Source organism: Rhizobium sp. CRRU65, from assembly GCF_048551595.1.
In the GTDB taxonomy this organism is placed as follows: Bacteria; Pseudomonadota; Alphaproteobacteria; order Rhizobiales; family Rhizobiaceae; genus Rhizobium; species Rhizobium leguminosarum_J.
On record NZ_JBLYZH010000003.1, the window covers coordinates 309,355 to 321,683 of the forward strand.

13 protein-coding genes are annotated in these 12,329 nt (G+C 60.7%); 7 read left to right on the top strand and 6 right to left on the bottom strand.

Features of this window, described 5'->3' with window-relative positions; all coding sequences use genetic code 11:
- Positions 1 to 76: 76 nt before the first annotated feature.
- Positions 77 to 469, top strand: coding sequence for a YkvA family protein (locus tag ACM5SV_RS07765; RefSeq protein ID WP_012759347.1), 393 nt, complete (start codon positions 77 to 79; stop codon positions 467 to 469).
- Between the two features lie 56 nt (positions 470 to 525).
- Here ACM5SV_RS07765 and ACM5SV_RS07770 read toward each other — a convergent pair whose 3' ends face one another.
- Positions 526 to 1,086 (bottom strand): sigma-70 family RNA polymerase sigma factor, encoded by a 561-nt coding sequence (locus ACM5SV_RS07770; protein ID WP_012759346.1) that lies wholly within the window; start codon positions 1,084 to 1,086, stop codon positions 526 to 528.
- A gap of 336 nt (positions 1,087 to 1,422) precedes the next feature.
- On the opposite strand from ACM5SV_RS07770, the gene ACM5SV_RS07775 reads away from it, so the two are divergent.
- The 5 genes from ACM5SV_RS07775 to ACM5SV_RS07795 all read left to right on the top strand — a co-directional run bounded on the left by ACM5SV_RS07775 (position 1,423) and on the right by ACM5SV_RS07795 (position 6,253).
- Entirely contained in the window at positions 1,423 to 1,932 is a 510-nt protein-coding gene (locus tag ACM5SV_RS07775; protein ID WP_003543638.1) for an invasion associated locus B family protein, read from the top strand.
- Positions 1,933 to 2,177: 245 nt separating this feature from the next.
- Positions 2,178 to 3,407, top strand: a complete 1,230-nt coding sequence (gene rlmN / locus ACM5SV_RS07780; RefSeq protein ID WP_128406556.1) for a 23S rRNA (adenine(2503)-C(2))-methyltransferase RlmN — start codon at positions 2,178 to 2,180, stop codon at positions 3,405 to 3,407.
- A gap of 93 nt (positions 3,408 to 3,500) precedes the next feature.
- Complete coding sequence (locus ACM5SV_RS07785) at positions 3,501 to 4,454, top strand: ABC transporter substrate-binding protein (protein ID WP_018481768.1); 954 nt, start codon at positions 3,501 to 3,503, stop codon at positions 4,452 to 4,454.
- Positions 4,455 to 4,583: 129 nt separating this feature from the next.
- Positions 4,584 to 5,462 (top strand): ABC transporter permease, encoded by an 879-nt coding sequence (locus tag ACM5SV_RS07790; RefSeq protein WP_222014596.1) that lies wholly within the window; start codon positions 4,584 to 4,586, stop codon positions 5,460 to 5,462.
- Complete coding sequence (locus ACM5SV_RS07795) at positions 5,459 to 6,253, top strand: ABC transporter ATP-binding protein (protein WP_105007624.1); 795 nt, start codon at positions 5,459 to 5,461, stop codon at positions 6,251 to 6,253. The genes ACM5SV_RS07790 and ACM5SV_RS07795 overlap by 4 nt, the downstream gene beginning before the upstream one ends.
- A gap of 81 nt (positions 6,254 to 6,334) precedes the next feature.
- Here ACM5SV_RS07795 and ACM5SV_RS07800 read toward each other — a convergent pair whose 3' ends face one another.
- Positions 6,335 to 6,976: a LysE family translocator gene (locus tag ACM5SV_RS07800; protein ID WP_222014594.1), complete on the bottom strand. Its 642-nt coding sequence runs from the start codon at positions 6,974 to 6,976 to the stop codon at positions 6,335 to 6,337.
- 85 nt (positions 6,977 to 7,061) lie between these two features.
- Positions 7,062 to 7,913 (bottom strand): SDR family NAD(P)-dependent oxidoreductase, encoded by an 852-nt coding sequence (locus tag ACM5SV_RS07805; RefSeq protein WP_222014591.1) that lies wholly within the window; start codon positions 7,911 to 7,913, stop codon positions 7,062 to 7,064.
- Positions 7,914 to 8,089: 176 nt separating this feature from the next.
- Here ACM5SV_RS07805 and ACM5SV_RS07810 point away from each other — a divergent pair, with 176 nt between their 5' ends.
- Positions 8,090 to 9,313: an argininosuccinate synthase gene (locus tag ACM5SV_RS07810; protein WP_003543630.1), complete on the top strand. Its 1,224-nt coding sequence runs from the start codon at positions 8,090 to 8,092 to the stop codon at positions 9,311 to 9,313.
- A 294-nt stretch (positions 9,314 to 9,607) separates the two neighbouring features.
- On the opposite strand, the gene ACM5SV_RS07815 is transcribed toward ACM5SV_RS07810, so the two are convergent.
- The 3 genes from ACM5SV_RS07815 to ACM5SV_RS07825 form a co-directional block, all read right to left on the bottom strand.
- Positions 9,608 to 10,468, bottom strand: a complete 861-nt coding sequence (locus ACM5SV_RS07815) for a serine hydrolase domain-containing protein (RefSeq protein WP_419425171.1) — start codon at positions 10,466 to 10,468, stop codon at positions 9,608 to 9,610.
- Positions 10,425 to 10,823: a serine hydrolase domain-containing protein gene (locus ACM5SV_RS07820; RefSeq protein ID WP_260689847.1), complete on the bottom strand. Its 399-nt coding sequence runs from the start codon at positions 10,821 to 10,823 to the stop codon at positions 10,425 to 10,427. The genes ACM5SV_RS07815 and ACM5SV_RS07820 overlap by 44 nt, the downstream gene beginning before the upstream one ends.
- A gap of 308 nt (positions 10,824 to 11,131) precedes the next feature.
- Positions 11,132 to 12,289 carry an acyl-CoA dehydrogenase family protein gene (locus ACM5SV_RS07825; RefSeq protein WP_222014582.1) on the bottom strand — a complete coding sequence of 386 codons (1,158 nt, stop codon included), beginning with the start codon at positions 12,287 to 12,289 and terminating at the stop codon, positions 11,132 to 11,134.
- Between the last annotated feature and the right edge of the window lie 40 nt (positions 12,290 to 12,329).

The window sequence follows — 12,329 nt, forward strand, 5'->3', positions numbered from 1 at the left end:
GGGGCCGATTGAAAGGGGCCGATTGAAAGACTGGGCGCCGTCACCATATGTTCGCATGGACAAAAGGGATGCAGGGATGGACGAGGTCAAATTCGGGGAAATCCTGTTGCCGGGCGACGAGGACACCCAGAGCCGGCGCGAGAAGACCGTCAGGCAGAAATTCTGGCCGACATTCCGGCGGGCCGTGCGGCAGATCCCGTTCTCGCGCGATGTCGTTGCCGGTTTCTATTGCGCGCTCGATCCGCAGACGCCGACGAAGGTGCGCGGCGTACTGCTTGCAGCACTCGCCTATTTCGTCATGCCGATCGACATGATCCCGGATATTTTCGCCGTCATCGGCTTTTCCGACGACATCGCCGTGCTCTCGGCTGCCTTCGCCATGGTGCGCGGCCACATCCGGCCGGGCCACTACGAAGCGGCCGACCGCGTTCTCGCCGACCGGCCGGAAGAAGCGATGAAGACGATCTAAAGCGCGTCGCGATCTTTCGTCCTTCCAAAACCGCTGCCCACTTTGGGCGACATTCGTCAGGCGATTTCGCGTTCCAGCACCTTGCGGAGCTTGCCGAAGGCAAGCCGGATACGCGACTTCACCGTGCCGAGCGGCAGTCCGGTCGCTTCGGCGATCTCCGAATGCGATTGACCGAGGAAGAAGGCGGCTCGCAGCATGTCGCGCTGTTCCTCCGGCAATTGGCCGACGGCGGCGCGTATCTTGGCGTCGCGATCGTCATTGGCGATGATTTCTTCCGCGCCGATATCGGCCGGCGGCTGCAGGGCCGGATCGGTCTCATCGAAGATGCGGGTGTTGGCGCGCCGCTGCATGTCGATGCGGCGGTTACGGGCAATACGGAAAAGCCAGGTCGAGAGGGAAGATCGCGTGGCATCGTAGAGCTCTGCCTTGTGCCAGAGCACGATCATGATCTCCTGGACCAGTTCCTCAGCCTCGCCTGATGTCATCCTCTGGCGCATCAGCCAGGCTTTCAGGCGGGGTGCGAAATAGTCGAACAGGATGGAAAAGGCCTGCTGGTCGCGATCGTTCGCGACGGCCTTCGCGAGGGCAGCGAAACGCTGTCTTTCCTCGGCATCCATATCCCCTCACCAGCCCCCTGCGGCAATAATTTCGTCTCGGATTTCCAAGTCTTACTGAGGTACAACGGATTTGGGAAAGGTCAAACTCTTGCCTGAATCTTTGTGTCTTAAATTCAGCCGAACGGACGGCCAGTGCCATTGGGGCACGGTGTCGCGGTCGATACCGTCAAAGGGGCGAAAATTGACACTCGAGCTGAAATGACACAGGCACATACAAATCGCAGCTATCGTTGACCATTTGGTAACCTGAATTAAGTCAAAATAAAGCAGATCGTGATTATGCGGCGCCCGCTATGATCGCTTCGGGCCTTGAATCGCAAGAACCGGCAGGAATCCATGTTTGTAAAAAGTATCGTATCCGCTCTCGCACTCACCCTTGTTATGGCCGGAGTTGCGACAGCGCAGCAGGCCGCGCCGAACCGCATCCAGCAGTTCCAGGCATGGGGCGCTTACTCCTACAAGTCGGGCAGCAGCACCGTCTGCTACGTGCTGTCCGTTCCGACGGCAAAGCAGCCGGCAAGCGTCGACCACGGCGACAATTTCTTCATCGTCTCCCAACGTCCGGGCCAGAACATCTCCTACGAGCCGCAGGCGATGATGGGCTACACGGTCAAGGAAAATTCGAAGATCAACGTCGTCATCGACAACAAGACCTTCGTGATGTTCACCAAGGACAAGGCCGGATGGGTCGAGAACGCGGCGCAGGAGCCGGCCCTCGTCGCCGCGATGAAGACCGGTCATTCGATGACGGTCAATGCCGTTTCGCGCAAGGGCACCGGCACCTCCTACAGCTATTCGCTCTCGGGTATCTCGGCTGCGCTGAAGCAGATCGAAACCTGCAAGTAAGCTTTTTTGTTGTCAGAGCTTCGAGGGCCGGCCTTGCGCCGGCTCTTGTCGTTTCCATCTATAGTGACGCGCGGGCAAAATGATGCTAAAGGCCGCGCAACAGCGGACAGATCGCGATATCAGTCGCCGTTCCGCCATTCAATTTCTGCCAATGTGCCGTCATGCACCCGCCAGTCTTCCGGCTCAGCCCTGAAGTTCGCAGGGTTTGCGGGGCGGTTACGTGTTCGAATTCGGGATGAAAGACTATGTCCGTCATGGATGCGATTGATGTCATCACGCCTCAGGCGCCTCGTGCCGCTTCCGGCTTCGAGAAGCCGTCCCTGATCGGGCTGTCACGCGAGGAGATGGGGGCGGCACTCCGGGAAAAGGGTGTGGCCGAGAAGCAGATCAAGATGCGCGTCTCGCAGCTCTGGAACTGGATCTATGTGCGCGGGGTCTCTGACTTCGACCATATGACGAATGTCGCCAAGGACATGCGGGAGATGCTGAAGCAGCATTTCACCATCGAACGTCCCGAGATCGTCGAGGAGCAGGTCTCCAACGACGGCACGCGCAAATGGCTGCTGCGCTTTCCCGCCCGCGGCGCCGGGCGTCCAGTCGAGATCGAGGCCGTCTACATTCCGGAAGAGGGCCGCGGTACGCTCTGTCTTTCCAGCCAGGTCGGCTGCACGCTCACCTGTTCCTTCTGTCATACCGGGACACAGCGTCTGGTGCGCAACCTGACAGCGGAGGAAATTCTTTCGCAGCTGCTGCTTGCCCGCGACCGGCTTGGGGATTTCCCGGACCGTGAAGCGCCGCAGGGCACGATCATGCCTGCCGAGGGCCGCAAGGTCAGCAACATCGTCATGATGGGCATGGGTGAGCCGCTTTATAACTTCGATGCCGTCAAACAGGCATTGCTGATCGCCACGGATGGTGACGGCCTGTCGCTGTCCAGGCGCCGCGTGACGCTTTCTACTTCTGGCGTTGTGCCGGAGATCTTCCGCACCGGCGAGGAAATCGGCGTCATGCTGGCGATTTCGCTGCATGCGGTGCGCGACGATCTGCGCGACCTTCTGGTGCCGATCAACAAGAAGTATCCGCTGAAGGAGCTGATCGAAGCCTGCCGGACCTATCCTGGCCTTTCGAACGCACGGCGCATCACCTTCGAGTATGTGATGCTGAAGGATGTCAACGACAGCCTGGAAGACGCCAAGGGGCTGATCAAGCTCCTGAAGGGCGTGCCGGCAAAGATCAACCTCATTCCGTTCAATCCGTGGCCCGGCACCAATTACCAGTGTTCGGACTGGGAGCAGATCGAGAAGTTCGCCGATTTCATCAATTCGGCAGGCTATGCCTCGCCGATCCGCACACCCCGCGGTCGCGACATTCTTGCCGCCTGCGGCCAGCTGAAATCGGAGTCGGAACGCATGCGCAAGACCGATCGTTTGGCCTTCGAGGCGATGATGATCGCCAATCATGGCGCCGACGACTGATCAGCAAGTTTGATCCTCGCTACAATTCTCCGCGATTGATTTCAGGGGGCACTTTTCCTAAAAGTGCCCCCAAAATCATTCAGGAGGATCCCCATGCGCCCGATTTTGCTCGCTCTTGCCGCCACTTTGGCCCTTTCCCTGCCCGCAAAGGCCGATGATGTCACCGTCGCCGTGACGGCGATCGTCGAACATCCGGCGCTGGATGCGGCGCGCAAGGGCGTTCTCGATGCGCTGACGGCTGCCGGCTACAAGGAAGGCGAGAACCTGAAATTCGTGTTCGAATCGGCGCAGGGCAATCCGGCGACGGCAGCCCAGATCGCCCGCCAGTTCGCCGGTGACGAGCCCAATGTCATCGTGCCGATCTCGACACCCTCGGCCCAGGCCGTCGTCTCCTCGACGCGCGACATTCCTGTCGTCTTCACGGCCGTGTCCGATCCGCTCGGCGCCCAGCTCGTCAAGAACATGGACAAGCCCGGCGGCAATGTCACCGGCCTCTCCGATATGTCGCCGGTCGCCGAGCACCTCGCGCTGATCAAGGAAATCCTGCCCGATGTGAAAACCATCGGCTATCTCTACAATTCCGGCGAGGCGAATTCCGTTTCGCTGCTCGCCGTGTTGAAAGCTGAAGCCGAAAAGGCTGGCCTGAAGGTAGTCGAATCGGCTGCCACCAAATCGGCCGAGGTCCAGGGTGCGACACGCGCGCTCGTCGGCCGCGCCGATGTGATCTACATTCCGACCGACAACACGATCATCTCAGCGCTCGAAGGCGCTGTCGCGGTGGCCGAGGAGAGCAAGCTGCCGCTCTTTACCGCCGATACGGATTCGGTTTCGCGTGGATCGATCGCCGCCCTCGGCTTCAACTATTATGATGTCGGCAAGCAGACCGGCGAGATCGTCGTGCGTGTGCTGAAGGGCGAGAACCCGGGCGACATCGCGGTCAAGACTGCCGCCGGCAGCGACCTCGTCGTCAACAAGGCTGCGGCCGAGAAGATGGGGGTCACACTGCCGCAGAGCGTGCTTTCCCGCGCTACCAAAGTCATCGAATAACAAGGCGACTGCCGTCGCTGATCGAGTTTGCAGCCGCTCCCGTTCCACACGGGGGCGGCTGATGGTATTAAAAGCCTGATGTTTCGCGCAGGGCGCGGAGCGGAAACGGACAGAAGAGGGGCGGAAGCCTTGAGCCAAATCGCATTCTGGGGGGCCGTCGAACTCGGACTGGTCTATTCCTTCGTCGCTCTCGGCGTCTATCTCGCCTTCCGTGTTCTGGATTTCCCCGACTTGACGGTCGATGGCTCCTTTCCGCTTGGCGCGGCGGTGACGGCCGTGCTGATCATTGCCGGCGTCAGCGCCTGGCTTGCAGCGCTGATCGCCATGGCCGCCGGTGCCGCCGCAGGCATGGTGACGGCGCTGCTCAACGTGCGCTTCAAGATCCTCAATTTGCTCGCCTCGATCCTGACGATGATCGCGCTGTTTTCCGTCAATCTGCGCGTGATGGGCAAACCCAATGTCGCGCTTATCAATGCCGACACGATGATCAGCCCGTTCTTCGGCCATGGCCTTCGCGATTTCTACGTCCGGCCGCTCTTCGTCGGTGTTCTCGTCGTCATCGCGCTCATCCTGGTCTGGCGTTTCCTGGAAAGCGATGCCGGGCTGGCAATGCGGGCGACCGGCGCCAATGCAAGGATGGCGCGGGCCCAGGGCGTCGATACCAGCCGGCAGATCTATCTCGGCATGGCGATCTCCAATGCGCTGGTGGCGCTCGGCGGTGCGCTGTTTGCCCAAACGAACGGCTTTGCCGACGTCACCTCGGGCGTCGGCACGATCGTCGTTGGTCTGGCTGCCGTCATCATCGGCGAGACGCTGCTCGGGCGGCGCGGTCTGCTGATCGCGTTGATCGGCTGCGTGCTCGGCTCGATCCTCTATCGCATCGCGATCCAGCTGGCGCTTTCGAGCGACGTCATCGGCCTGCAGGCATCCGACCTTAATTTCGTCACGGCCGTGCTGGTGACCGTGGCGCTCATCCTTCCCCGTTTGCGCGGAGGTGCCGCGTCGTGATCAACCTCAAGAACATCAAGGTCGTCTTCGGGCGCGGCACGCCGCTGCAGAAGCAGGCGCTCTCGGGTGTCAGCCTGACGATCGAGGAAGGCTCCTTCGTCACCGTCATCGGCTCGAACGGCGCCGGCAAATCGACGCTGCTCGGCGTGCTCGCCGGCGATGTGCTGGCAAGCGAAGGGCAGGTGCTGATCGGCAATAGCGACGTGACGCGCAAGACGACGGCGGCGCGCGCCGGACTTGTCGCCCGTGTCTTCCAGGACCCGCTGACCGGAAGCTGCGGTGCCTTGTCGATCGAGGAGAACCTGGCGCTTGCCGCGCGACGCGGCGAACGGCGCGGGCTCGTCTCGGCGCTTGGCGCAAAACGGCGCGACCATTTTCGCGAGAGGATCGCCGAGCTCAATCTCGGGCTGGAGAACCGCATGAAGGACCGCATGGACCTGCTTTCCGGCGGCCAGCGCCAAGCGGTCTCGCTCGTCATGGCGACGCTGGCGGGCTCGGAAGTGCTGCTGCTCGACGAACATACGGCGGCGCTCGACCCCGGCATGGCGGAATTCATCATGGGCCTGACCCAGAAAATCGTTTCCGAGCGCAAGCTGACAACGCTGATGGTGACGCATTCGATGCGCCAGGCGCTCGACTATGGCCATCGGACGGTGATGCTGCATGGCGGCGAGATCGTGCTTGATGTCGCCGGCGACAGCCGCAAGACATTGCAGGTCGAGGATCTGATCGCGATGTTCCGCAAGATGCGCGGCCAGACGCTGGATGATGACGCCTTGCTGATCGGCTAGGCCGACAGCGTGCTTATCGGCTAAGCGACAGCGGGCTGATCGGTCAACCGACAGCGAGCGGACCTATTAAACGTCTGCAGGCTATCTCGCCTGGGTGAGCAGGATCTTCGCGGCGAAGATCGAGAAGACGCCGGCGAAGGTGTAGTCCATGCCGCGCAGCACTTTCTTGTTGTTCTGCAGCCATGAGGCCAGCCAGTCGGCGGCAAAGACGACGCTGGCGTTGACCGGCATGCCGATCAGGATGAAGCAGAAGCCGAAGAAAAGCAGCTTGTGGGTGACGGCCGGATCACCGGCGCTGACGAATTGCGGCAGGAAGGTCATGAAGAAGATGATGACTTTGGGGTTCAGAAGATTGACCCAGAAGCCTGACGAGATGTTCGAAAGTGGCGTGCCCTTCTGCTCTTCGACCTTGGCGACGGTGAGCTTCGAGCCGAAGCGGATCGCCTGCACCGCCAGCCAGAGCAGATAGGCGGCACCACCGGTCTTCAGGATCAGGAAGGCGGTCGGCGAGGCGGTGATCAGCGCCGAAATGCCGAAAGCGACCAGCATGGTGTGGACGACGATGCCTAGGCTGGTGCCGACGACAACGAAGAGAGCCGCCTTCTTGCCCTGGGCGAGCGCACGGCTGATCGACAGCGTCATGTCGGGGCCCGGGGTTGCCGCAAGCAGCAGCGTCGCGGCAGCGAAGGCCAGAAGGGTCGGCAGGCTGGGCAGAAAATCCATGACACACTCTGAAAGCCGGAAAGGATCTGGGGATCTCCTACCCGGCTTTCAGAAAATTACCAATCAAACCTTCTGATGGTACCGATTACTTCTGTTCGAGGAAGGCTTTGAAGCTGTCGGCATAGTCCTTGTGCCAGCGTGACAGCGGCGGACGGTTCTCAATGATATCGCCGGCCGCCCAAGCCATCCGGCGCTCGTCGAGAGGACGCGCGACGTCATTGTCAGGGCAGAGAATATAGAAATCGCCGCGTTCGAGGCTTTCGACCATGAAATCGATGGTCTGTTCCGGCGTCCAGGCGGCAGCCGGTTTTTCGGCGCGGTCGCCCTTGGTGAGGCCGGTGAAGACGAAGCCGGGGATCAGAAGATGGGCGGAGATCTTTCCGCCTTCGGTGTTGCGAAGCTCGTGCTGCAGCGCTTCGGTAAAGACCTTCACCCCTGATTTGGAGATGTTGTAGGCGGGGTTGCCGGGCGGCGTGGTGATGCCCTGCTTGGAGCCGGTGTTGATGATCAGGCCCGGTTCGCCATGCGACAGCATCTTCGGGCCGAAGGTGCGCGTGCCGTTGATCACGCCCATCAGGTTGACGGCGAAGATATTCTCCCAGTTCGCCTGCGGGCTGAAGATCGAAGTTTCCGGGCCGATGCCGGCATTGTTCATCAGCACGTGCACACGGCCGAAACGCTGGAGTACGGCGCGCTCGAGCGCTTCCAGCGAGTCTCTGCTGGCGACGTCGGTCTCGACCGCCATCACATTCTCCTCGCCGGCAATGGCCTTGAGTTCATTGGCCGCGTCGGCCAGCCGATCGCCGCCGAGATCGGCCATGGCGACGCTCATGCCGCGTCCGGCGAAATATTTCCCCGCGGCAAGACCGATGCCGGAGGCGCCGCCGGTGATGACGGCAACATTGGATTTCTTGAAAATGTCTTGAATATTCGTCACGGGGCAGCCTCTCCTCGAGCATTTGCGGACGCTGGCGAATATGGGCTCCGCTTTCGCCCTGTCAAACGCTATCGGCACCATCAGCGTCGCACTTGGCCTTGCGTCACGCGCCAATCTCGCTAAAAGTGCCGCGACACCGGGTTTTGCCGGCCTTTTATGCAACGGACCTCATCATCATGGCATCATACAAAGACGTGAAGAAAGTCGTTCTCGCCTATTCGGGCGGCCTCGACACCTCGATCATCCTGAAGTGGCTGCAGACGGAGCTCGGCGCCGAAGTCGTCACCTTCACCGCCGATCTCGGCCAGGGCGAAGAGCTGGAGCCGGCGCGCAAGAAGGCCGAGATGCTCGGCATCAAGGAGATCTACATCGAGGATGTGCGCGAAGAATTCGTGCGCGATTTCGTCTTCCCGATGTTCCGTGCCAATGCCGTCTATGAGGGCGTCTACCTGCTCGGCACCTCGATCGCCCGTCCGTTGATTTCCAAGCATCTGATCGATATCGCCAAGAAGACCGGCGCCGATGCGATCGCCCACGGCGCGACCGGCAAGGGCAACGACCAGGTCCGTTTCGAACTCTCCGCCTATGCCCTGAACCCCGACATCAAGATCATCGCGCCTTGGCGCGACTGGGCGTTCAAGAGCCGCACCGACCTGCTGGCCTTTGCCGAACAGCATCAGATCCCGGTTGCCAAGGACAAGATGGGCGAGGCGCCGTTCTCGGTCGACGCCAACCTTCTGCATTCCTCTTCCGAGGGCAAGGTTCTCGAGGACCCCTCCCAGGAGGCGCCTGAATATGTGCATATGCGCACCATTTCGCCTGAGGCAGCCCCCGACAAGGCAACGACCATCAAGGTCGGCTTCGAAAAGGGTGATGCGGTTTCGATCAACGGCGTGCGCATGAGCCCGGCGACGCTCTTGGCTGCGCTCAACAATTACGGCCGCGACAACGGCATCGGCCGTCTCGACCTCGTCGAGAACCGCTTCGTCGGCATGAAGTCGCGCGGCGTCTACGAGACGCCAGGCGGCACCATCCTGCTTTCGGCGCATCGCGCCATCGAATCGATCACGCTCGACCGCGGTGCCGCCCATCTCAAGGACGACATCATGCCGCGTTACGCCGAGCTGATCTATTACGGCTTCTGGTTTTCGCCGGAGCGCGAGATGCTGCAGGCGCTGATCGACAAGAGCCAGGAGCATGTCGAAGGCGAAGTGACGCTGAAGCTCTACAAGGGCAATGTCATGGTCATCGGCCGCGAAAGCGACAAGTCGCTCTATTCCGACAAGCTCGTAACCTTCGAGGACGATCAGGGCGCCTACGACCAGAAAGATGCGGCCGGCTTCATCAAGCTCAATGCGTTGCGCCTGCGCACGCTCGCCAAGCGCAACCTCGTGAAATAATCACGGTTCGCCCTCGAACCGGATATCAGCCCGCCGGCATTGCCGCGCGGGCTTTTTCGTGGTGTGAGGTGGCAAACACCACCAAATTCATAGAGCGTTTTGGATGGCAGGATCGCATCAACAGCGGACATCGGCTCGGCTTGGATAGACGACCGCTAGGGGGCCGCAAGGGGAAAGTCGGCTTCAGGCTGCGGTTCCTCAAGAGCGGACATTCAGGTTGCGCGGGCATCGTCTCGACCACGGCCCAAGCCTGCCAAGCGCGAAGTTGCTCCGCGCAATTTCTGTTGACATGTCTCAGGCCCCCGTCAACGCGCCATGGACGAGTGCGCGCAGCTCCTTGCGCACCGGAATGGCGCTCGAAGGCAGCAGTTGCGTGAAGAGAATGACGACCAGGTCGTCGACCGGACTCACCCAGAAGAAGGTGCCTGCCGCCCCGCCCCAGCCATAGTCGCCCACTTGCGCCGAAATTTGTGCCTTAGCCGGATCGAGGACGACTGAGCCCAACAGACCGAACCCGACGCCGTCAAACTGGGTTTCGGCCCAAACTTCGGTTGCCATCGAGGCAAGATCTCCCGGTAGGTGATTGCGCGCCGCCAATCTCAAAGTGCGGGGACTGAGGATGCGTTCGCCGTTGAGTTCACCTCCAGCCCGCAGCATTTCGGTGAACCGCCAATAGTCGTCGATGGTTCCGACGAGCCCGCCTCCGCCGCAGAACGTATCAACCTTGCCTTGCCGCCATTCCGAAACCTCCGGCGCTTCGTGCAATGCCATGCCGCCAGCCGTAGCCTCATAGAGCGGGGGAAAACGGCTGATCTCAGACTCCGGCACAGAGAAGCCGGTGTCGGCCATGCCGAGGGGCTCGAAGATGCGAGTCGCGAAGTACTTGTCGAGCGTCATTCCGGAAACGACTTCCACGATGCGGCCGATGACATCGGACCCGGTGCTGTATTGCCATTTCGTGCCCGGCTCCCATTCCAATGGCAGCTCGGCGATCCTGCGCACCATCTTGTCGAGCCCACCGTAAGTAAGAGCGAGGCCGAGTTTTTCTTTGGCATAAGCTTCACCGAGCAGTCCGGGGTTCGAGATGTGTGGGTCAGCAGATGGTGGATCGTTATCTCGTTTTGATAGGCACTGTTTGGTCCAGCGACGTTGCACCCGGTATCAGAAGTTGCCTGTTTTTAAATTCCGGCAGGTAAGCTTCGACCGGATCGTCGAGATGCAGGCGCGCCTCCTCGTACAGCATCATCAGCGCGACGGCGGTGACAGGCTTGGTCATCGAGTAGATGCGGGCGATGAGGTCGCGCTGCCAAGGCCGCTTGGCTTCGACGTCGGCATGCCCGGCGCAGTCGAAAAAGGCGAGTTCTCCATGACGCGCAATGAGCACCGCACCGCCCGGCCAGCGCCCGGTGTCGGCATATCGCTGCATCCACCGCTTCAGTCGCGCCAGCCGAGCCTTGTCGAAGCCGAGGTCCGCAGGAACACGAATCGGTTCACTACTAAATTGACTCATCGCCCAAATGCCCTGTCGCAAACGAAGGCCGTTTGGACAATCCTGCGCTCTCCCCGCACTATTGGCAATAGTTGGCTGCTTGACCTCCAGTGAAGCTGCAGACGACGTCTGCTCTCAGGAATTCCAAATGCGGTCCCCTACGGCAGACTTGCGGGCGCATTGCTGCCGTGGTCGAGGTCGCATATCGGCCCAAAGCGCACAAGAGGTTGCTCTGTCGTCCCTGCTGGCAGGGCTCGTCCATTCGAATTCTGGACGTCAAACTACCCACCTAGCCTATGATTCCGCGGAGTTCGTCGTTGCGCCAGGCGCTAGAAAATCTTCTCGGTGGGAAGTCCGAGCGCGAATGAACCCGCGTATTGCGCCTGGGCTCCGGGCTGCATCGGATGATAGCGAGCGCCCTGTATGTCACGGAAACAGCGCTCCAGCCCGTTCTCTCGATAGAATGCCGCGCCGCCTGCGACCTCCATTGCAAGCTCCGTCACCTCGATAGCGTGCCGTGCGACCAAGGAACGGCCGATCATAACCTCGTTGACGGTTTCCGCGGACGGTTCGTTTCGAGCAACTACCTCTAACATCCAGCGATGCGCGATCTGTGCGGCCCTCAGAGACGTTTCCATGCGCCCGACCAACCCGATCACATGATCGCTGTTGGCCTTGCTACGGACCATCTTGACTGCGATGTCGCGGGCGCTCTCGGCGACGCCAAGATAGACCGCATAGATCAGAGGAAACGCGATCATGCCGATGACTTGAAATACTGGATGCCATTGCCCCGCGCTTCTGGAAAATGCGACACTCGCATCCGGCACGAAGAGGTCTTCGATGATGATATCGTTTGACCCGGTTCCTCTCATTCCAAGTGTTCGCCACGTATCCTCTATCGAAACCTCTGGCGATGCCATCGGAACGCCGAAATGAATGACGGAGCGCGCGCCGTCCTGTTCTTCATAAACGGCACCGGTCATCAGGATGTTTCCTGCCGCCGCGCCGGAAGTGAAGCGTTTACGCGCGGTGATCCGGTATCCGCCATCAACTTTCATGGCCTTGCCCGATCCGCCGATCCAGTCTGATCCGCCGCTCGAGAGCAATATGATTTGCTCCGATGCAACACGTCTCAGGAGCGGTTCCACCGCGGCCACCTTTTGATGCCGCCAGCGCCAGGCGGGGATGGCGACTTGATGGGTATGCATGGAAAAGGCAAGCGCAGTGGACCCACATGCACGAGCAATGGATTTGAGCATCTCAGAAAGTTCGGGCACTTCCGCGCCCAGCCCGCCCAATTCGATTGGAACGCCTGCCCGCACGAGTCCAGATTCCTTTAGAAGCGCGTAATTCTCGCCGACGAAGGTGTCGCTCTCGTCGATCGATGCGGCGCGTTGCGCGATGGTGGGCAGGACCGAATTGGTTAGTTCGACAATGGTCCGACCGCCGGCAAGGTTCTGTTTTGGTTCTGTAAGCCCGAGCATATCAATGCCTCCTATCTCGTGAGGATTGAGACTCTGCGCT

Bases quoted from the DNA above. Each gene is read 5' to 3' on its own strand.
- ACM5SV_RS07800 (WP_222014594.1), bottom strand. From the start codon at position 6,976: ATGGATTTTCTGCCCAGCCTGCCGACCCTTCTGGCCTTCGCTGCCGCG.
- ACM5SV_RS07785 (WP_018481768.1), top strand. From the start codon at position 3,501: ATGCGCCCGATTTTGCTCGCTCTTGCCGCCACTTTGGCCCTTTCCCTG.
- ACM5SV_RS07775 (WP_003543638.1), top strand. From the start codon at position 1,423: ATGTTTGTAAAAAGTATCGTATCCGCTCTCGCACTCACCCTTGTTATG.
- rlmN (WP_128406556.1), top strand. From the start codon at position 2,178: ATGTCCGTCATGGATGCGATTGATGTCATCACGCCTCAGGCGCCTCGT.
- ACM5SV_RS07765 (WP_012759347.1), top strand. From the start codon at position 77: ATGGACGAGGTCAAATTCGGGGAAATCCTGTTGCCGGGCGACGAGGAC.
- ACM5SV_RS07770 (WP_012759346.1), bottom strand. From the start codon at position 1,086: ATGGATGCCGAGGAAAGACAGCGTTTCGCTGCCCTCGCGAAGGCCGTC.
- ACM5SV_RS07810 (WP_003543630.1), top strand. From the start codon at position 8,090: ATGGCATCATACAAAGACGTGAAGAAAGTCGTTCTCGCCTATTCGGGC.
- ACM5SV_RS07820 (WP_260689847.1), bottom strand. From the start codon at position 10,823: ATGAGTCAATTTAGTAGTGAACCGATTCGTGTTCCTGCGGACCTCGGC.
- ACM5SV_RS07825 (WP_222014582.1), bottom strand. From the start codon at position 12,289: ATGCTCGGGCTTACAGAACCAAAACAGAACCTTGCCGGCGGTCGGACC.